Genomic DNA, 21112 nt, shown 5'->3' with positions numbered 1-21112 from the left:
TGTATTTTAGTATAAATTTGCGGGAAATGCAATGTAGGGGAGAACGGGTAAAAGTAAACAAAAAATAAGAGTAAAATTAGACGCTTTGCCAATAGATTTTTAAAAAGGAAAGTTTTATACTCTACTTACAGTTAAGACATAAACATAAGTAAAAGACATAAATAACGAAATGAACGAAAAAAAGGAGGTTCTATCATGAAATTAACAAGAGAAGGAATCAAAGAGCGTGAAGCATGGGAGAAAGCAGGCATCAATCTTCCAGGATACGATGTAGAGGCAGTTACTGAGAAAGCGAAGAAGGAGCCAGGCTGGGTACATTTCGGAATCGGAAATATCTTCCGTGTATTTATCGGAGGTATTGCAGATGGTCTTCTGGAAGGGGGAGTTCTTGACAGAGGCATCACATGTGTAGAGACCTTTGATTATGATGTAGTAGATAAGATTTACGCGCCATATGACAACCTTGGCTTAAATGTCATTCTCCACGGTGATGGAACCCGTGAATACAAAGTTCTTGGGGCGCTTGCAGAAGCAGTGAAAGCACAGTCATCTGATGCTGGACAATGGGACCGCCTGAAAGAAATTTTTGCGGCTAAATCCCTGCAGCTGGTTTCCTTCACTATCACAGAAAAGGGTTATGCACTCCAGAAAGCAGACGGAACATGGTTCCCGTTTGTGGAAGCAGATATTAAGAACGGACCGGATAAGGCAACGGGAGCAATGGCAGTTCTTGTGGCTATGCTGAATGAGAGATATAAAGCAGGGAAATATCCGATCGCCCTGGTATCCATGGACAACTGCTCACAGAACGGCGCCAAGCTTCGTGAGTCCGTGCTGACTATGACAGAGGAATGGCATAAAGCGGGCTTCGTAGATGATGGCTTCGTAGATTATGTAACGGACGAGAAGGTGGTTGCATTCCCGTGGACCATGATCGACAAGATCACACCTCGTCCAAGCGAGCAGATCGCAGCAGACCTTGAGAAGCTTGGCGTTGAAGACATGCAGCCGGTGATCACAGGAAAGAAGACATACATAGCACCATTTGTTAATGCTGAGAAGCCACAGTATCTTGTTATCGAGGACAGCTTCCCTAACGGACGCCCTGCTCTGGAAAAAGGCTTCGGCGTATACATGGCGGACAGAAATACCGTCAATCTTTCCGAGAGAATGAAAGTAACCGTATGCCTGAATCCTGTACATTCCGCAACCGGCCCTCTTGGTGTGGTACTTGGCTATGATCTGTTTGCACATATGCTGAACACCAACGAAGATATGATGAAAATGGCCCGTATGGTTGCTTATGACGAGGGACTTCCGGTAGTTGCAGATCCTGGAATCCTTTCCCCACAGGCATTTGTGGATGAGCTTTTTAATGACCGTTTCCCGAATGAGTATCTTGGAGATACCAACCTTCGTCTGGCTGTAGATGTGTCCCAGATGGTAGGTATCCGTTTCGGTGAGACTGTAAAAGCATATGTGAAGAAATTTGGAGATGCTTCCAGGCTGACAGCAATCCCGCTTGGAATCGCAGGATGGCTGAGATACATGCTGGCTGTAGATGATGAAGGAAACAAATTTGAGCTTGCACCGGACCCGATGAATGAGGAACTTCAGGAGCAGCTTGGAGATATCGTGATCGGAAAACCGGAGACCTTTAAGAATCAGCTGAAGCCGATCCTTTCCAATGAGAGACTGTTCTTCACAGACCTCTATAAAGATGGTGTCGGAGAGAAGATCGAGGACATGTTCCGTGAGATGATCGTCGGCCCCGGAGCTGTAAAGGCAACTATTCATAAATATGTAAAATAAAACCAGGGTTACGAGAACAGTTTATGTAAATATTGAATAAAGAGAAATGAGGTAAATGGAAAGATGACAGAACCGGTATTTGCGGCAGACCCGGCAAGACTGTTGATCGCGGCAGCAGCAGGAATTTTATTATTATTGTTACTTATCATAAAATTTAAGATCCACCCGGTTTTATCCCTGCTGATCGCTGCACTGGTTATCGGGCTTGGCGCCGGAATGCCGGTTCCAACGCTGGTAAGCACTGTGGAAAACGGCGCAGGAGAAACCTTACAGGGAATCATACTCCTGATCGGACTGGGCTCTCTGTTCGGTGGGATATTGGAAGTGTCCGGCGGCGCACAGTGCGTTGCTCAGACACTGATAAACAAATTTGGTGAGAAAAAAGCGGGAATCGCTCTTGGGATCACAGGACTTGTGGTAGGAACTACGGTATTCTTTGAGGCTGGCGTTGTGATCCTGATCCCTCTGGCATTCGGACTTGCGAAGAAAACAAAGAAATCTACTTTATATTATGTGATTCCTCTTCTCGCCGGACTTGCCACCGGATTTGCATTTATACCGCCATCAGCAGGATCTGTTCTGGTGGCAAATATGCTGAATGTGGATCTCGGAGTGATGATCGCGGTAGGTGTGCCTGTGGGCATTTTATCATTGATCTTTGCAGGAATCTTATGGTCCAAATTTATCGGCAAAAAGATCAATACAGGGCTGCCCTCCAATATCCAGGAGGTACGTGAGGAAGAAGAAGCCAATCTGCCGAAATTTTCTACAGTATTATGTATCATTCTTGTTCCGCTGGTACTGATCCTGTGCAATACAGTTTCTGAATACATTCCGGGAATCGACGCGGCACGTCCTGTTCTGGAATTTCTGGGAACACCATTTGTGGCACTGATCATAGCAGTATTGCTTGCCATGTATTTTCTTGGAAAGAAGCAGGGCTATAATGGAGAGCAGCTTAAGAAAATCCTGGATCGTTCTCTGAAGCCTACCGGACAGATTCTTCTGGTCATCACTGGTGGAGGTATCATCCGCTGGGTGCTGCAGGACTGCGGTATGGGAAATATTATAGGACCAGCCCTGGAAAAAAGCGGACTTCCGCTTGTACTGGTTGCATTCCTTATTGCAGCTCTGATCCGTGCATCGGTTGGTGCGGCAGTTGTGGCTATGACAATGGCAGCAGGAATTATGGCGGCTATGCCCGGAGTTGCAGACCTGTCACCGGTTTATCTGGCAGCAATGGTCTGTGCCATCAACGGAGGCGCAACGGCATTCAGCCATGTAAATGACTCCGGATTCTGGCTGGTAGGTTCCCTTCTTGAGATTGATGAGAAAACAACCCTGAAATCCTGGACAATGATGGAAACCATCGTAGGAGTAACAGGTCTGGTCTGTGCTGTTGTGATCAGCCTGTTTGCATAGGAGAGTAGACAAAAATGATAGTAAAAGTAATTTTAGGCACAATGCAGAATGCAAGAAAGCTGGTAAGTATTGCAGAATCCATCCCCTGTGATGTAGAATTATGTTATGGCCGTTATGTTGTAAATGCGAAGTCTATGCTTGGTGTCTTAAGTATGCCTGAGTTTGACGAGGGAGAGCTTCATATACATACAGATAATGAGAAAGAATGCGAGAAGATCTTTTTTCAGCTGCTTGATCAGAACCTTATTATGGACACAGGAGATGCTGTGAAAAGATCCATCTATGATATCACAACCTTTGGTGAGATCCTGATCGATTTTACATCTCAGGATATCAATGAGGATGGACAGATGCTGTATGCCAGAAATCCGGGCGGTGCACCAGCCAATGTTGCAGTTGCAGCCAGCAGACTGGGAGCTCATACTGCATTTATCGGTAAAGCAGGAAAAGATATGCACGGAAAGTTCCTGAAATCTGTTCTTGAGAAAGAAAACGTGGATACCAAGGGTATGCTCCTGGATGAAAATTATTTTACTACACTGGCTTTTGTGGAAGTCAGCGAGACTGGAGAGAGGACTTTCTCTTTTGCAAGAAAACCGGGAGCGGATACGAAGATCCAGAAGGAAGAAGTGGATGTGGATGTGCTGGATCATACCCATATTTTTCATGTTGGATCCCTGTCCCTGACGGATCAGCCTGCAAGAGATACCACGTTTTATGCGGTAAAAAGAGCAAAAAACAAGGGCAGCGTGATTTCTTACGATCCCAATTACCGTGCATCTCTGTGGCCGGATGAAAAGACAGCGAAGAAGCATATGAGAAGCCTGGTTCCCTATGTGGATCTTATGAAGATTTCGGATGAAGAGACAGAACTTCTGACAGATCATAAGGATGTCCGGGAAGCAGCAGAAGCACTGTACAGCCAGGGCGTGAAAGTTGTGGCAGTTACACTTGGCGGCGAAGGAGCCTATCTTTACGGCAAGGATGGCGGCTGTATGGTACCGGGATTTGCAGTGAAACAGATCGCAGACACGAACGGAGCCGGAGATTCTTTCTGGGGCGGTTTCCTGTACAAAGTCAGCACAGCAGAGAAACATCTGGACGAGCTGACCCAGGAGGATCTGAAGGAATTTGCCCGTTTCGGCAATGCAGTGGCCAGTCTCTGCGTGGAGAAAAAAGGTGCGATCCCGGCAATGCCGGAGCTTGCACAGGTGGAACGCAGAATTGCAAAGTGATCGTATTCATAAAACTGTAGCAGAGTTGAATCTAAATTGCGAAGCGATTGTGTTTATGAGTATGTCAGATTTATGAAAGGATGGGGTTTTGAAATGAATTTAAAAGATCAGATGAACGGAGTTCAGCACGTAGGTGTGCCAACCAATGATATTGAGACAACCATTAAATTTTATGAGGCACTGGGATTTAAGATCGCTTTCCAGACGGTGAACGAGGCTGCCAATGAGAAGGTTGCTTTCCTGAAGCTTGGAAATCTTGTGATCGAGACTTACGAGAACAAAGCAGCAAAAATGGAATCCGGCGCCATTGACCATGTTGCCATTGATGTGAAGGATGTGGAGAAAGTCCACGAGCTGGTGACAGCAGCAGGACTGAATACCACCAATGACGAGGTGCATTTTCTGCCGTTCTGGGAGAATGGTGTGAAGTTCTTTACTATTGAGGGACCGAATAAGGAGAAGGTGGAGTTCAGCCAGTATTTATAAAATGTGTAAGTCAGTTAAGTCTCCTGCAAGAATGTGGGTACCTGTCTTAATGGGAATTTACAATACAGTAAAAATACGCTAGAATAGAATACTGTTAATATTCATCTAAATAAAAAGATCTATAAGAACAGGAGTATATACATGCTGGGACTTAAACCAATAAAGACTTTACCCATAAGAGAAAAGATTGCGGCGAATCTCAGAGAGGCAATTCTTTCAAAAAAATTCCGGCGGGGGAAATTCTGACACTGGAAAGTACTGCGCAGGAACTTGGAGTGTCCATTACACCTACAAGAGAAGCCTTTCAGATTCTGGCAAGAGATGGACTTCTGGAACTGGAGCGAAATAAACGTGCAGTAGTTCTTGGAGTGAATGAAAAAACGATCCGCGAACATTTTCAGGTGCGGGCGGCACTGGAAAGTGAAGCCTGTGTTTTGTGTTGTGAAAATAAGATCGATCTTCAGAGGATTGATCAGATCCTCAAGGTTTCCAGAGAAGAGATAGAAAAAGGTGATTTTGAAAGTTATTCAAGTCTCAATCAGACTTTGCACATGGAATTATGGACAGCAGCAGGAAATGATAAACTTAAAAATATGCTGTCAGAACTGTGGAACGGACTGTCCAGAGGCGTACTGGTAAATGAAGAAGAGTACGTAAGAAAATCTCTGAAAGAGCATGAGGAAATTGTAGAAAGTATTCGAAAAGGTGATGCTATGGAATGTTATCTGCGTATGCAGAAACATATAAAAAGCAGTTGTGAGAACTTTGTGCAACGGTATAATTAGGCTGTAGAAATCACCATTTTTCTGTAAAAAGTATACAAAAACAGAACAGATAATTTTTACAAAACGCCGAAATTGTTAATTGTTATTGACAGTTACGGCGTTTTTCACTATTCTTTATGTATACAATATAAAAAATAAAAATAAAAAGTAAAAAAGTAAAGAAAGGCGCAATGAAATGAACGACAAGAACATAATTGTGAACAAGCCGGAACCGAAACCGGGTATACTTGAGCGTAGTGATCTTTTTGCGATCGCAGTAGGAATGGTAATCGGCTCCGGAATGGTAACTCTGATCGGATCGGCAATGGCTTATACCGGTTATTCTGTATGGCTTGCTTATCTGACAGCGATTGTCATGGGATTCTTTATGGTTTTTCCGTATATTATTCTTGGTGGGACCATGCGCGTGGCAGGAGGCCCGTATTCCATCGTAACGAACCTTTCCGGAGTCAGCACCGGAGGTCTGGTAGCTTATACGAAACTGGTAACGCCGATCCTCAACAGTTCTTTTGCGTTGGCACTGGGATTGTATTTGAATAATCTCCTCCCGGGAATTACAGTGAAAGCACTGGCAATCGCAGGTGTTGTTATCCTGTTTGTTCTGAATCTTCTGGGAATGGATATTTTTGCAAAGGTAAGCAAGATATTATCAACGGTTCTTCTGATCACAATGGTTCTGTATGTTGTTTTCGGACTTACACAGATCAGACAGCCGATCTTTAATTTTTCAGGAGATAAGATGTTTACCGGCGGCTTTAAAGGCTTTATGCTGGCGGCACTTCTTCTTATCAATTCCGCAAATGGTTACTACAATGTTCTGTGGTATGGTAAAGACGCGAAAAGAGCAACGAAAGATGTTCCGTTTGCGGCAATGTCCTGCGTGCCATGTCTGCTTTTTATTTATGTGGGCCTTGCGATGGTTACAGGTGGGGTGCTTCCTCACGATGAGGTTGCAGGTGTGGAAACAATCCTTCCGGCAGCACAGGAGATCCTTCCTGGTATTGTGTATAAACTTTTTATGATCGGCGGACCGATCATGGCAATCATCACTACTTTGAATGGTGTATTTAATGATGTACGATATCCGATCGCTCAGGCTGCCAAGGATGGATGGCTGCCGAAAGGAATTCTGAAGGAAAACCGTTTCGGAGCACCGTACCTGATCTATACCTACACACTGATCGTAGTGTTGCTTCCGATCATTTTTGATATGAGTATCGTGACGATCACAAATATTTTCCAGGTGATCACATTTTTTATGAATGTTACAGTTGTGTATGCAATTTCACGTCTTCCGAAGAAATATCCGGATACCTGGAAGAAGAACAAATTTCACCTTTCCAGTGCAGGACTTTACGTATTCTGTACCATCAGTATCATCATTTACACGATTATTTTTATAAAAGGAATTTTCAGTATTAAACTTGTATATGCAGTATCTGCTGTTATAGTTATGGTTGCATTGATCCTGATTGGTGTATATCTCACCAGAAAAGGTGGAATCCGTATCGAGACATCCATATGGCAGCCTGCAGAGGAGGAAAAAAATGAATGAATTAAATCCGTTCAAGCTGGCAAAAATGCTTGAGGAACTTGAGAACACCGTAGAATTACACAGTATTTCTGTACGGTATAAAGGAGAAAAGGTTGTTGAAGGAGCCTGGGCACCTTTCTCAATGGAAGAGCCGCAGATGCTGCATTCTTTATCAAAGATCGGAACAAGTATCTGTGTTGGATTTGCGGTGGATGAGGGAAAACTTCATCTGGAGGATAAATTTCTGGATTATGTGAGAGAAGATCTTCCGGATGAATATGATGAAGCCCTGGAAAATATTACCGTATATGATCTTCTTACCATGCAGGCCGGTTCCCCGGAATGCTGTAATAATGTATGGTTTTCCAGACTGGAAAAAGACTGGGAGAAGAACTGGCTTGGACAGCCTAAGCTGAAAGAAGATATCGGAAAAGTTTTTCATTATGATTCCGGATGCAGCTATACACTTTCCAGGATCGTGACCAAAGTTATGGGTGAAAACTGTCTGTCCATTATGCAGAAACGTGTTTTTGACAAACTTGGTTTTGGAAAGATCAACTGGCTTACAAGTCCTGAGGGACATAATACTGGCGGCTGGGGCATGTATCTGACCGCAGATCAGATTTCCACACTGGCACAGCTCCTTCTCCAGAAAGGAAACTGGAAGGGTGAGCAGCTGGTGCCACAGTGGTGGATCGAAGAGATGGGACAGTCAAGAGTCGTAATTCCCGGAGATGAGAAAAAAGCACTGACTCATTATGCATATCACATCAAAGCAGGAAAAGAGATCTTTGCGGCAGAAGGAGCATTTGGACAGTATTTGGTGTGCTTCCGGGAACTTCCGGTTGCCATTGGCATTACCGCAGGTGCGAGAGAATATCTTGCGGCAGATATCTGCCTTAAATATATGAAGGAAGCAGTTTCCATACCTTGCCCGGAAGAAAAACGGGAAGAAGGAGAGAAATATCTGGAAGCAAAAATAAAAAGCCTTTCTCTGCCACAGCCGGAAGGCAGACTGAAAACTGCGGAAAAAGAACTCAGTGGATTATTTAACCGGGAGATTATTTTTACAGAAAATCCGAGAAACATTGAAAGTGCAAAGATCATTCCGGAAGGATGTAAACTGCGTCTGGAAATGATAGTCCAGGGTGAGAAAAAGATTGCTTATGCAGGATTTAAGAGCTGGAAACAGAACGATCTTTATCCGGATGATTTTACAAAGAGATATCACAGCATTGCTTATGGAATGGATCAGGAAACGTTATATCTGTCTGTGGGACTGCTCAACACTTCCTACAGGGAAGAGTATTCCTTCTGGGTCAATTCTAAAGATACCGTGATCGCGACCTGGAGACCTAACGTTACCTATCTTCCGGAACAGCCGGATATGGTATGGAAGTTTACAGGAAACTTTAAATCCTGAAGAGAAAAAACTCAAAGTATAGACCGATAAAAATATAGCAATTCCTCCAACCTTATGATAAAAGAAACGAACAACCCGCAGGATACTGACTTGCCATCAGTGGTCCGATGGGTTGTTTTTGTTTGGAATAAGTCTACAATAGGAAACAGAAATTTTTATTATTGTGACATAGGGAAGAAAGTGTACGATGAAAATACATTACAGAATTAAAAATAATGCAATAGAGATCGTTCGGTGTTATGGTACCGATGACCGGATCGTGCTGCCGGAAGAGATCAATGGTCTTCCGGTAGTCAGTGCGGCGCCGTATGCGTTTTCTGCACATAAGGATGGAGAAGAAGATGCAGAAACCTGGGAGAGCGAAGATGTAATTTCGTTCGGAGAAGAGAGACTTCTTGCCGGAGAGGAAGTGCAAGAGATCGTTTTTCCCGATACACTGAAGGAAATCGGAAGATATATTTTTTATGGATGCAAAAAACTGGAACGGCTGGAATTTTCGGATACGCTGATGCAGGTGGGAACCGGGGCGTTTACGGGCTGCAGCGGGCTGAAGGAGCTTGTGATCCATCAGAAAAAAGGGCTCAAGTCCTGTGCAAAGGAGATCCTCGGTGAGCTGTGGCAGAAGATCGATGTGGATTTTTTGTATGAAAATGGTGAGGCAGGTGGAAAACGTGCGCATATGGTTTTTCCGGAGCATTATGATGAGGCGGTGGAGAATACGCCTGCGAGAATTCTGTTTACGGAGTATCATGGCTCAGGGACCAATTACCGGCAATGCTTCTACAGCAAAGAACTGGATTTCGCAGAGTATGACAGCCTGTTTGATATGGCAGTGGTAATGGATAAGCTGGAGGTTCTGGTTGATATGAGCTTTGGGCGGCTTCGTTATCCGTGGCAGCTGAGCGAAAAGGCGAAGAAACAGTATGAGGATTATATCCGGGGAAACCTTAAGGATATCGGGGAATTTCTGGTGGAAAGCGGAAGCTTAAATGGTCTGGAGCTGCTTTCTCGGGAAAAACTCTGGAACAGAGAGGGCCTGGAACATAGTATTGATGTGGCGGCCAGGAAGAAGGATATGGAGATTTCCGCATTTCTGATGAATGAACGCAGCCGGATGCTGAAGGAAGAGCAGAAGGTGGCCGGGGAGACAGAAAATGATGGGCGGCCAGCGAGACGGAGGAAGAAATTTCAGCTGTAAGTTGGAAGAGCCTGATGACAAATTGAGGAGATCTTGCGTAGAATGGTATACGAACATTTGCTTTATGCAGAAAAATTAAGTTTATAGAGTGTCTGAGAGAATATGAGAAAAATAAGCTACAAGTGAATTATGAGATTATGTGTAAACAATAATGGTAAATTAATGAAAAAAGAATTGCAACAGCAGATCAGAGGAGGTGGAAATCCTGAATGGCATAGAAACAACTGAAAACAATAAAAATAACTTCCTGCCCGGTCAGGGATCCAATCCCCAGGAGGCGGCCCAGCGTCTCCAGGACATCGGCAGCAGCATCCTCCGGGCGGCAAGAGACGAGCTGTATCTTGGCATGCGTTTTCTGGATGTGGCGCTGAGCAGCTTTATTTATCAGATGGATGGTTCGGTCAGTCCGTTTGGAACAGACGGGGCTGTGATGTACTTCCATCCGGCACAGCTTGGCGGGCTTTATAAAGAAAACAGGATTCTTGTGAATCGAGGATATCTCCATATGGTATTTCACTGCATTTTCCGGCACTTTGGGAAGCCGGGAATAGAGAAGCGTTTGTGGAATTTAAGCTGCGATATTGCAGTGGAGCATATGATCGACGGGATCTACCACCGCTCAGTCCGATATTCCAGAAGTCTTCTCCGGAGGGAAACCTACCGTCTTCTGGAAAAGGAAAAGAAGACGCTGAATGCAGAGAGAATCTACAAGATTCTGAAAGAAGAATTTCTGAAGGAAAAAGAACTGGCACAGCTTGAAAAAGAGTTCTACGTGGACGACCATAAATACTGGGCAAACCAGCAGCCCGACCGGAAACCCAATCCCCTGATGAGCAAAAAATGGGGAGATATCAGCGAAGGAATTGAGACAGATCTGGAGACCTTTTCCAGGGAGGCAGGAGCGCAGGACGGAGATTTTCTGGATCAGCTGAAAATAGAGAACCGGGAACGATATGATTATCGGGAATTTCTGCGGAAGTTTGCAGTATTTCGGGAAGAACTGACTGTAGATCCGGACAGCTTTGATTATAATTTTTATACCTACGGGCTTTCCCTTTACGGGAATATGCCGCTGATCGAACCCCTGGAAACCAGAGAAGTGAAAAAAGTTTCGGAATTTGTCATGGTGATCGATACCTCCATGTCCTGTTCAGGAGAACTGGTACAGAGATTTCTGGAGGAAACCTATGGGATCTTAAGCGACAGCGGGAATTTTTTCCAGAAGGTAAATATACACATTATCCAGTGTGATGAGAAGGTGCATTCGGATGTAAAGATCACCGGTGCAGAGGAATTGCAGGAGTATATGAACAGCCTGGAACTTTATGGTGATGGAGGTACAGATTTCCGTCCGGCTTTTGCTTATGTGGAAGAGCTGATGGAAAAACGTGAGTTTGAAAATCTGAAGGGACTGGTGTATTTTACAGACGGTTACGGTATTTTTCCGGCAAAGATGCCGCCATACCGGACAGCATTTGTATTTATGGAGCAGGAGCCTGAGGATGTGGATATCCCGGCCTGGGCCATGAAGCTGGTGATCACGGAGGAAGAATTGTAAAGAATTATATCCATATCTTATGTCATGAATCTGATATTTTAATCTTTTATTTTGTATATTGCTATCTGCATATCAGTTATAGTGTAGAAAATAGGTAACAGCAGACAATGTTACGGAAAATATACAGAACAGGAGATTGTATGGCATGAGATATGGGTATTTTGATGAAGAAAAAAAGGAATATGTGATTACCAGGCCGGACACACCTGCTCCGTGGGTGAATTATTTGGGATCGCCGGAATACGGAGCAATCGTTTCCAATAATGCAGGGGGATACAGCTTTGCAAAATCCGGGGCGAACGGCAGAATCCTGAGATATATTTTTAATCAGTTTGATCAGCCGGGAAGATATATTTATCTCAGGGATAATGACACAAAAGATTATTGGTCAGCATCCTGGCAGCCGGTTGGCAAAGATCTCAGTGAGTATAAAAGTGAATGTCATCATGGCACAGCCTATACTAAAATGATGGCAGATTACAGCGAGATACATTCAGAGGTGAGATACTATGTACCGCTTGGGCAGTCCTACGAGGTATGGAATCTGAAAGTTACCAACTGCTCAGACAGAAAACGTGAGATCAGTGTGACTGGATATGCAGAGTTTACAAATAACAGCAATTATGAACAGGATCAGGTGAATCTGCAGTATTCCCAGTATATTACAAGAACAGTATTCTGTGGAGATCGTGTACGTCAGATGATCCATGCGAATCTGGACGGCCTTAAGGATGGGGAAGAGGTTGATAACAAGAACGTGTTCAACCGATTTTTCGGCCTGGCTGGAGAGAAGGTTTCTTCCTGGTGTGGTGACAGGGAAAAATTCCTTGGAAGATATCACGGATACAACAATCCAGCAGGGGTTGAAGCTGGTGTATTATGTAATGAGGGAAATTATAATGAAAACAGCTGTGGAGCTCTTTCAGCTGTAATTACTCTGGAACCGGGAGAAAGTCGGGAAATGGCTTTTCTGGCAGGAATGAAGGAGGATAATGAAGCAGCGGAGATTATAGCACATTATGCAGACTGTGAAAAAACATGCGCGGTGGAGCTTGAAGAACTGATCAGTTACTGGCACGGACAGCTTGCACATTTTCAGATCAGAACACCAAGTCCGGAATTCGATACCATGATCAATACATGGAACGCATATAACTGTTTTATGACATTTATCTGGTCACGTGCAGCATCTTTTACTTATTGCGGACTTCGTAACGGATATGGATACCGTGATACTGTACAGGATATCCAGGGTGTGATCCATCTTGCACCCCAAATGGCACTGGATAAGATCCGTTTCATGTTGTCAGCACAGGTAGATAACGGCGGCGGTCTTCCACTTGTGAAATTCACACATAATCCGGGACATGAGGATACACCGGATGATGCATCCTATGTACAGGAAACCGGTCATCCGGCATACCGCGCAGATGATGCACTCTGGCTGTTCCCTACTGTATACAAATATATTTCAGAGACAGGAAATTTTGCATTCATCGATGAAGTGATCCCGTTTGCAAACAAGGATGAAGGAACTGTATACGAGCATCTGAAAAGAGCTATTGACTTCTCCATGAACCATCTTGGCAGACATGGAATGCCGGCCGGACTTTATGCAGACTGGAATGATTGTCTGAGACTTGGAAAGGATGGGGAATCTACTTTCGTTGCATTACAGTTCTATTATGCAATGACTATCCTGAAAGAGTTTGCAAAATACAAAAAAGATGAAAAATATATAAAATACCTGGAAGAAAAACAAGAGCAGCTTGGAAAATTGATCCAGGAACTCTGTTGGAATGAAGATCGTTTTATCCGTGGGTTTACGGAGCGGGGAGAGGTTATCGGAAAGAGAACTGACCCGGAGGCAAACATGTGGCTGAATCCACAGAGCTGGGCTGTGATCAGCGGCCTTGCAACAGAGCGGCAGGCAGATCTGGCTCTTCAAATGGTTTATGAAAGATTGAATACAGAATACGGTGCAATCCTTATGGATCCTCCATATCATGCAAATGCTTTCGACGGAGCACTTGCGGTTATCTACAATGCAGGAACAAAGGAAAATGCGGGAATCTTTTCACAGTCACAGGGATGGCTCATTCTGGCAGAAGCACTTTGCGGACATGGTGAGCGTGCATTTAATTATTTCCTGGAGAATGCTCCGGCAGCGCAGAATGACAGGGCTGAGATCAGACAGCTGGAGCCATACTGCTATGGACAGTTTACAGAAGGAAAAGCAAGCCCGAATTTCGGACGATCTCATGTGCACTGGCTGACAGGAACAGCATCTACTGTGATGGTAGGATGTGTAGAAGGAATTCTTGGCATGCGTCCGGATTTCTATGGCTTACGTATAGCACCATCGATTCCAAAAGAATGGGAGAAGTTTGAGATAAGCAAGGATTTCCGTGGATGTCATCTCCATATCACTGTGAAGAATCCGGGACATGTGGAAGCCGGATGTAAAAAACTCTATGTAAATGGAGAAGAACTTCCGGGTAATTATATTCCGCAGGAGAAACTTACCGGTGAGACAGAAATTGAATTCTATATGTCATGACATAATGGATATAAATTGCGAGGAGATCACATTTATGAATACAAAGTAAAATGGAATATAAATACCGTTTTATTTTGGCAGGAAGGAGATCACAGAATGAAATATATAAAATTTCAGGATAAAAATGGAAGCTTTTCCATAGAAAATCCGGAGAATTACAGCGGTTTATATATACCTCTGGCCGGAGAAAACGGATTGAAATCCGCGATCACCCCTTCTCTGGGAGGAGACAGCAAACTGGATCAGAATCATTTTCTGCTGGAACCGGTAAGCATTGAGAATCTTCATAATAATCGAAACACCAGAAATTTCTGGTGCAAGATAAAAGGAAAGGTTACTGGTCAGCATGCGGAGTTTCGGCAGAACAGGAATTTCAGAAATATACTGATAAACAGGATAAAAGCAGCCTGGAAGCCGGATTTATGTGGCAGAAGCTGCACAGAACTTCTGAGAAATACGGACTTCAGTCAGAGATTTTGTCTTTTGTGACAGTGAAAGGTGATGCGGAGGTCCATCTTGTAAAGATTACCAATATTGAAGAGGAAGAACAGGAGATCACACCGGTTGCTGTAATACCTGTATATGGAAGAAGTGCAGACAATCTCAGAGATCACAGGCATGTGACTTCCCTTTTGCACAGGATAAGAACAACGGAGTACGGTGTTGAAGTAAAACCGGTGCTTTCTTTTGATGAAAGAGGTCATCAGAAGAATAATACTGCATATTTTGTATATGGATCTGAAGGCGAGGGAACGGAACCGGAAAGCTTTTATCCTGATGTGGAAATGTTTATCGGAGAAGGCGGTTCTTTCCTGATTCCGGAGGTGGTCAGAGAAGAGAAAAAAGGTGTTCCGGCAGGAACAGAAATTGAAGGAAAGGAATCTGTCGGTGGTATTCGTTTTGCATCCAGGGTTCTGAGACCACATGAAACAGCTGTATATGTTGTGACAGCGGGAATATCTGAAAAAAATCAGCTGCCGGAGGAGACTGCACGGTTTTACAGAACTGAAAAACAGGTTGCAAGAGAATTTGAACATGTAAAAAAACACTGGACAGAAAAAGTGAACGTTTCTTTTGAGACAGGTGATGAGGACAGAGATAATTATCTGAAATGGATCTGTTTCCAGCCGATATTAAGAAGAATTTACGGTTGTTCATTCCTCCCGTATCATGATTATGGAAAAGGTGGAAGAGGCTGGCGTGATCTTTGGCAAGACTGTCTGGCACTTCTGATCATGGATCCTTCTGTTGTACGTCAGATGATCGTCGATAATTACGGTGGAGTACGCATCGATGGAACCAATGCCACGATCATCGGAAACAGACAGGGTGAATTTATCGCAGACCGTAACAACATTGCCCGCGTGTGGATGGATCATGCTTTCTGGCCATTTGTGACAACGCAGCTTTATATGGATCAGACCGGGGATATGAATGTCCTTTTTGAGAAGATTCCATATTTCAAGGATCTTCAGACAAAAAGAGGAACTGCGCATGATGAAAAATGGAGCAGTGCCTATGGAGAAAATCAGAAAACAGAATCCGGTGAGATTTATTACGGAACGGTTCTGGAACACATTTTGCTGGAAAATCTCTGTGCTTTTTATGATGTAGGAGAGCACAACGAGATGAAACTTCACGGGGCAGACTGGAACGATGCCATGGATATGGCATGGGAAAATGGTGAGAGTGTGGCATTTACCTGTGCATATGCTGGAAATATGAAGAACATCGCAGAATATCTGAGAAAACTTCAGGAAAAGGAAATGTTTGACAGGATTGAAGTTGCGGAAGAAATGGAAATCCTGTTTACCGGAGACCGTGAGCTTTATGAAAGCCCGGAGAAAAAACAGCAGCTTCTGAGACAGTACACAGAAAAATGTGCACATGATATCAGCGGAAATACTATTGTGATCCGTCTGGACCAGCTTAGCCGGAATCTGGATGAAAAGGCAGATTGGATGATGGAAAACATCCGCAGAAGAGAATGGGTAAAAGACGGAGAAAACGGCTGGTTCAACGGATATTATGATGATCATAAACGTCCTGTGGAAAGGGCAGAAAACAGCCAGGTACGTATGATGCTTACCAGTCAGGTATTTGCGATCATGAGTAAAACCGCACAGAAAGATCAGATTGAGTCTATCTGTAAAAGTGCGGATAAATATCTTTTTGACCGTCAGGCAGGAGGATATCGCCTGAATACCAATTTCCATGAAGAAAAATTTGATCTGGGAAGAATGTTCGGGTTTGCTTATGGAGAAAAGGAAAACGGAGCGGTATTTTCCCATATGGCTGTTATGTATGGCAATGCACTGTATAAAAACGGCTATGCAAAAGAAGGACATAAGGTTCTGGAAACGCTTCTGGACGCTGCCATGGATTTTGAGAACAGCAGGATGTATCCTGGAATTCCGGAATATTTTGATAATCAGGGAAGAGGATTGTATGCATATCTTACCGGTGCTGCAAGCTGGTATATGCTGACTATGATCACAGAGGTATTTGGCGTCAGAGGAGATCTTGGAGATCTGGTGATCGCGCCGGCACTGATGCCGGAGCAGTATAATGAGAATGGACAGGCATCTCTTACTATGGAATTTGCCGGAAGAAAGCTGGAGATCTGTATCTGCAATCTGGAGAAAAAACTTCCTTCAGAATATAAAATAAAAACAGTATGGTGCGATGAAAAGGAAATGAAAAACAAACAGAGTACCTGTGTACGTATAGATCGGGAACTGCTCGAAAAGCTTTCTGTAAAAGAAACACACAGGATCAAAGTGGAACTGATGTAACCGAAATCGGTTATACATAATTGTTAAATTACAGAAACAGAAGTATCAATAGGAAAACGGCATCCCACAGTTGTAAAAAGCTGCGGGATGTCGTTTTTGGTGCTGATAAAAAATATCAGCCATAATAATAAAGAGGTTTACCACATTGATTTGTAATATTTGTCACGGTACTTCTTTGGGGTAAGGCCGGTGAAGTTTTCAAAGATCTGGATAAAATGACTCTGTGAAGAGAAATTCAGATAATTGGCGATATCAACTACTGCTTTATCAGAGTATCGGAGCAGGTGAGTGGCTTTTTCGATTTTTTTCTCGCGGATGTAATCACTTATGGATACTCCAAGATTCTGTTTGAATACTCTGGACAGATAACTGGGAGAAAGCCCGGTATGTTCTGACAGATCCTGAATGGTGATACGCTCCTTAATGTGACCGTAAATATAGTCCACGCATTGCATGACCGGTCTGGAAAGAATAGAGCTTTTTTTCTGGAGGATCATTTTTTCGGTAAAATCTCTGGCCATAATATGATGCAGATCTGCAATCTGGCGTACAGTGGTGCAGGAATCCATTTTCAGAATGTAAAAATCGCTGAGACGATATGCCTGTTCAGGCTCCAGTCCACCGTCAATACAGTAACGGGTGAGCATGGCAGTAGTGACAACGAAATGATACTTCAGGTTGGTCAGAGGATTTTTGGAGAGGATACCGGTTCCCTTCAGATGAAGAAAAGAGTCTTCCTCGCAGTTTTTGTTTACAGCTTCCATATCACCGGCTCTTACGGCATTGTAAAAAGAATATTCCACAGAGGGAGAGCGATGAAGAGCTTCCAGTTCTGTATCTTCCAGTTCATTAGTAATCCAGTCTTGGGAAATGGACATATTGATATCCTCCTTATATGTTGATGTTTAAGGAATGCGTTGGTTTTTTATATTATGACATGAATTTGACATTTTGTTAAGATTAATAATATAATCGCAGATAAAAAAATGGTATATTTTTATCATCAAAGGTAAAGCATCGGGGATGCTACAGAAAAAGGAGGATTTATACTATGAAGAAAAGAGCGGTATCTATGATCCTTGCAGCAGCAATGGTTTGTGGAATGATGGCAGCAAATGTAAGCTGTGTATCTGCAAAAGGATCGGATGAGGGAAAAGTGATCAATATTTATTCCTGGAATGATGAGTTCCGTCAGAGACTGGAAGCTATTTATCCGGAAGTAGAGTCCACTTCCAAAGATGGTACAGTTACAAAACTGAAAGATGGTACAGAGATCCACTGGATCGTAAATCCGAACCAGGATGGCGTATATCAGCAGAAACTGGATGAGGCACTTCTCAACCAGGCTGATGCAAGTGCAGATGATAAGGTAGACATGTTCCTTTCTGAGACAGATTATGTATTCAAATATACAGACAAAGATGCAGATGTTGCAATGCCTCTTACTGATCTTGGCATTGATCCGGACAAGGATCTTGCAGATCAGTATGATTTCACGAAAACAACAGCTTCTGATGCGGATGGAGTACAGAGAGGCGCCACATGGCAGTGCTGCCCGGGTGTCCTTGTATATCGTCGTGACATTGCGAAAGATGTTTTCGGTACTGATGACCCGAAAGAAGTTGGCGAGAAGATGAAAGACTGGGATACAGCCAAAGAAACAGCAGCTCAGCTGAAAGAAAAAGGATATTATACATTTGCTTCTTATGCAGACACTTTTCGTTTATATGGAAACAGCATTGAGAATCCGTGGGTAGAGTCCGGTGATTCTGTGATCAAAGTAGATTCAAAGATCATGGACTGGGTAAAAGATTCCAAAGAGTGGCTGGATGCAGGTTATCTTAACAAAACTGTAAAAGGTCAGTGGAACGATGACTGGAACAAGGCAATGAGTTCTGAGTCCAAGGTATTCGCATTCCTCTTCCCGGCATGGGGTATCGACTTTACTCTGAAACCAAACTGGGATGGAGCAGAAGGTGACTGGGCTGTTACAAATCCTCCGCAGGAATACAACTGGGGTGGTTCTTACATTCAGGCTGCAACAGGAACAGATAATCCGGAACATGTCAAAGATATTATCCTGGCAATGACGGGAAATCAGGATAATCTTCTTAAGATTTCCAAAGAATACTCTGATTTTACAAATACAAAATCCGGTATGAAAGATGCAGCTACAAATGCAGATTTCGCATCTGATTTCCTTGGTGGACAGAACCCGTTTGAGTATTTTGCACCGGTTGCAGAGAATATCAAGATCGCACCGCTTTCCGCATATGACCAGGGTTGTGTAGAGCTGATCCAGAACGCTTTCAGTGATTACTTCCAGGGTAAAGTAGACTTTGACAAAGCAAAAGCCAACTTTGAGACAGCTATTCAGGAGCGTTATCCGGAGATCACAGAGATCCAGTGGCCGGAATAAATACCACATGAGGATAATTGTTGATGCTGCAGGATCTTTGGATCCTGCAGCTTGCTGGAAAGGAAGAGCATTATGAAGAAAAAGAGCGTTAATTACGGAAAATGGGGATACATATTTATTCTTCCGTTTTTTGTGATCTATTTTATCTTTTCGCTGATTCCGCTGTTTGATACAGTGAGATACAGCTTTTTTGAATATTTCCGTTCTGGAATCAAGCAGATTGGTCCTAATTTTATAGGACTTGCCAATTATGTCAGTCTTCTGCATTCTGACATGCTGAAATACGGACTGAATACACTGATCCTTTGGGTGATCGGATTTGTTCCGCAGATCGTTATTGCACTGGTGCTTGCATGCTGGTTTACTGATGCCAGGCTGAAGCTTCATGGCAAGCAGTTTTTTAAGGTTGTAATTTATCTGCCGAATCTGATCATGGCATCAGCATTTGCACTTCTGTTTTTTACCATGTTTTCCACAAACGGACCTGTAAACTCCATTTTGTGTTCACTGGGCTGGATAAAGGAACCGATTGATTTTCTGGGCTCTGTTCTGGGAACAAGATCATTAGTAGGTTTCATGAATTTCCTGATGTGGTTCGGAAACACGACCATCATGCTGATGGCAGCAGTAATGGGAATCAGTATGGATATTTTTGAAGCATCGGATCTGGACGGATGCAACAGCATTCAGCGTTTCGTCTATATTACGCTTCCACTGATTCGTCCGATTCTTTCCTATACTCTGATCACTTCCATCATCGGTGGCCTTCAGATGTTTGATGTACCGCAGATCCTCACAAACGGACAGGGTAATCCGGACAGAACATCCATGACACTGATTATGTTCCTGAACAGCCATCTGAAGAGCAAGAATTATGGTATGGCCGGAGCATTGTCTGTATACCTGTTTATTATCAGTGCAATCCTCTGCTTCTTTGTATATCGTATGACTAACGACAATGATCCGGACGGATCTAAGAAAGCAGCGAAAAAGAGAGCAAGAGCAGAAAGGAGAAAAACAAAATGATGAAAGATAAGACAGCCAGCAGGATCAGAAGTATCGTGGCACATGTGGTACTTATTATTCTTTCCTTTATGTGTCTCTTTTCTTTTATGTACTGATCGTGAATGCGTCTCATTCTCATGCAGAGCTTCAGAAGGGATTTTCTGCTCTTCCTGGAAAATATTTCTGGAAAAACCTGATGAATGTTGCAAATGACGGAAGCTTTCCGATGTTCAGGGGAATTCTTAACAGTATTATCGTGTCCGGATGCAGTGCAGTATTATGTACATATTTTTCCTCACTGACAGCATATGGTCTTTATGCCTATGATTTCAAGGCAAGGAATGTAGCGTTTACATTTATCATGGCGATCCTCGTCATGCCGACACAGGTAACTGCAATGGGCTTCCTTCGTCTGATCACAAAGATGGGATTATATGATTCCCTGCTTCCGTTGATCATTCCGTCTGTTGCGTCACCGGCCGTATTCTATTTTATGTACAGCTATCTGCAGTCCTCACTGCCGATGTCACTGGTAGAAGCAGCCAGAATTGACGGCTCCGGAGAATTCCGTACTTTCAACAGTATTGTCCTGCCAATCATGAAGCCGGCAATCGCTGTACAGGCGATTTTTACATTTGTAGGCTCCTGGAACAATTATTTCGTTCCTGCTCTGGTTATCCAGTCTAAAAGCAAGATGACTGTTCCAATCCTGATTGCAACACTTCGTGGAGCAGATTATATGAATTTTGATATGGGTAAGATTTACATGATGATCACAGTTGCCATTGTGCCGATCATTATCGTATATCTCCTTCTTTCCAAGTTTATCATCGCAGGAGTGACACTTGGAGGTGTAAAAGAATAACAAAAGGTAGCAGGT

General features: G+C 43.5%; 14 protein-coding genes and 1 pseudogene. 14 read left to right on the top strand and 1 reads right to left on the bottom strand.

The features are described from left to right. The first annotated feature begins 195 nt into the window (after window positions 1-195). The 11 genes from CK1_RS10270 to CK1_RS10220 all read left to right on the top strand — a co-directional run bounded on the left by CK1_RS10270 (window position 196) and on the right by CK1_RS10220 (window position 16808). Window positions 196-1812 (top strand): mannitol dehydrogenase family protein, encoded by a 1617-nt coding sequence (locus tag CK1_RS10270; RefSeq protein ID WP_015526184.1) that lies wholly within the window; start codon window positions 196-198, stop codon window positions 1810-1812. Window positions 1813-1875: 63 nt separating this feature from the next. Further along, window positions 1876-3234 (top strand): GntP family permease, encoded by a 1359-nt coding sequence (locus CK1_RS10265; protein WP_015526183.1) that lies wholly within the window; start codon window positions 1876-1878, stop codon window positions 3232-3234. Between the two features lie 14 nt (window positions 3235-3248). Continuing rightward, window positions 3249-4469, top strand: a complete 1221-nt coding sequence (locus CK1_RS10260; RefSeq protein ID WP_015526182.1) for a PfkB family carbohydrate kinase — start codon at window positions 3249-3251, stop codon at window positions 4467-4469. Window positions 4470-4562: 93 nt separating this feature from the next. Continuing rightward, window positions 4563-4955, top strand: a complete 393-nt coding sequence (locus CK1_RS10255; protein ID WP_015526181.1) for a VOC family protein — start codon at window positions 4563-4565, stop codon at window positions 4953-4955. Window positions 4956-5230: 275 nt separating this feature from the next. Then, a complete protein-coding gene (locus CK1_RS10250) occupies window positions 5231-5740 on the top strand; it encodes a GntR family transcriptional regulator (RefSeq protein ID WP_306288863.1) in 510 nt (169 codons plus the stop codon). Window positions 5741-5915: 175 nt separating this feature from the next. Continuing rightward, window positions 5916-7295, top strand: coding sequence for an APC family permease (locus tag CK1_RS10245; protein ID WP_015526179.1), 1380 nt, complete (start codon window positions 5916-5918; stop codon window positions 7293-7295). After that, on the top strand, window positions 7288-8697 hold the full coding sequence (locus CK1_RS10240; RefSeq protein ID WP_015526178.1) for a serine hydrolase domain-containing protein: 1410 nt from the start codon (window positions 7288-7290) through the stop codon (window positions 8695-8697). Before CK1_RS10245 ends, CK1_RS10240 begins: the two co-directional genes overlap by 8 nt. 187 nt (window positions 8698-8884) lie before the next feature. Further along, window positions 8885-9895, top strand: a complete 1011-nt coding sequence (locus CK1_RS10235) for a leucine-rich repeat protein (RefSeq protein WP_015526177.1) — start codon at window positions 8885-8887, stop codon at window positions 9893-9895. 196 nt (window positions 9896-10091) lie between these two features. Beyond that, entirely contained in the window at window positions 10092-11453 is a 1362-nt protein-coding gene (locus CK1_RS10230) for a vWA domain-containing protein (RefSeq protein ID WP_353611165.1), read from the top strand. A 145-nt stretch (window positions 11454-11598) separates the two neighbouring features. Beyond that, on the top strand, window positions 11599-14013 hold the full coding sequence (locus CK1_RS10225; RefSeq protein ID WP_015526176.1) for a glycoside hydrolase family 94 protein: 2415 nt from the start codon (window positions 11599-11601) through the stop codon (window positions 14011-14013). Between the two features lie 314 nt (window positions 14014-14327). After that, entirely contained in the window at window positions 14328-16808 is a 2481-nt protein-coding gene (locus tag CK1_RS10220; protein WP_502685101.1) for a GH36-type glycosyl hydrolase domain-containing protein, read from the top strand. Between the two features lie 137 nt (window positions 16809-16945). On the opposite strand, the gene CK1_RS10215 is transcribed toward CK1_RS10220, so the two are convergent. After that, complete coding sequence (locus CK1_RS10215; protein ID WP_015526174.1) at window positions 16946-17686, bottom strand: AraC family transcriptional regulator; 741 nt, start codon at window positions 17684-17686, stop codon at window positions 16946-16948. A gap of 173 nt (window positions 17687-17859) precedes the next feature. Between CK1_RS10215 and CK1_RS10210 the strand changes: the two genes are divergently transcribed. From CK1_RS10210 to CK1_RS10200, 3 genes and pseudogenes are all read left to right on the top strand, one after another. Beyond that, a complete protein-coding gene (locus tag CK1_RS10210; RefSeq protein WP_015526173.1) occupies window positions 17860-19227 on the top strand; it encodes an ABC transporter substrate-binding protein in 1368 nt (455 codons plus the stop codon). 72 nt (window positions 19228-19299) lie between these two features. Continuing rightward, window positions 19300-20253, top strand: coding sequence for a carbohydrate ABC transporter permease (locus CK1_RS10205; protein WP_015526171.1), 954 nt, complete (start codon window positions 19300-19302; stop codon window positions 20251-20253). Further along, window positions 20253-21097, top strand: a pseudogene (locus CK1_RS10200) (carbohydrate ABC transporter permease). The gene CK1_RS10205 and the pseudogene CK1_RS10200 overlap by 1 nt, the downstream one beginning before the upstream one ends. Window positions 21098-21112 lie beyond the last annotated feature (15 nt).

It is taken from the genome of Ruminococcus sp. SR1/5, from assembly GCF_000209835.1.
In the GTDB taxonomy this organism is placed as follows: Bacteria; Bacillota; Clostridia; order Lachnospirales; family Lachnospiraceae; genus Blautia_A; species Blautia_A fusiformis.
Note: the sequence above shows the minus strand (reverse complement) of the source record. Positions and strands in the feature narration are given on the sequence as shown.

Bases quoted from the DNA above. Each gene is read 5' to 3' on its own strand.
- CK1_RS10270 (WP_015526184.1), top strand. From the start codon at position 196: ATGAAATTAACAAGAGAAGGAATCAAAGAGCGTGAAGCATGGGAGAAA.
- CK1_RS10265 (WP_015526183.1), top strand. From the start codon at position 1,876: ATGACAGAACCGGTATTTGCGGCAGACCCGGCAAGACTGTTGATCGCG.
- CK1_RS10260 (WP_015526182.1), top strand. From the start codon at position 3,249: ATGATAGTAAAAGTAATTTTAGGCACAATGCAGAATGCAAGAAAGCTG.
- CK1_RS10255 (WP_015526181.1), top strand. From the start codon at position 4,563: ATGAATTTAAAAGATCAGATGAACGGAGTTCAGCACGTAGGTGTGCCA.
- CK1_RS10245 (WP_015526179.1), top strand. From the start codon at position 5,916: ATGAACGACAAGAACATAATTGTGAACAAGCCGGAACCGAAACCGGGT.
- CK1_RS10240 (WP_015526178.1), top strand. From the start codon at position 7,288: ATGAATGAATTAAATCCGTTCAAGCTGGCAAAAATGCTTGAGGAACTT.
- CK1_RS10235 (WP_015526177.1), top strand. From the start codon at position 8,885: ATGAAAATACATTACAGAATTAAAAATAATGCAATAGAGATCGTTCGG.
- CK1_RS10225 (WP_015526176.1), top strand. From the start codon at position 11,599: ATGAGATATGGGTATTTTGATGAAGAAAAAAAGGAATATGTGATTACC.
- CK1_RS10215 (WP_015526174.1), bottom strand. From the start codon at position 17,686: ATGTCCATTTCCCAAGACTGGATTACTAATGAACTGGAAGATACAGAA.
- CK1_RS10210 (WP_015526173.1), top strand. From the start codon at position 17,860: ATGAAGAAAAGAGCGGTATCTATGATCCTTGCAGCAGCAATGGTTTGT.
- CK1_RS10205 (WP_015526171.1), top strand. From the start codon at position 19,300: ATGAAGAAAAAGAGCGTTAATTACGGAAAATGGGGATACATATTTATT.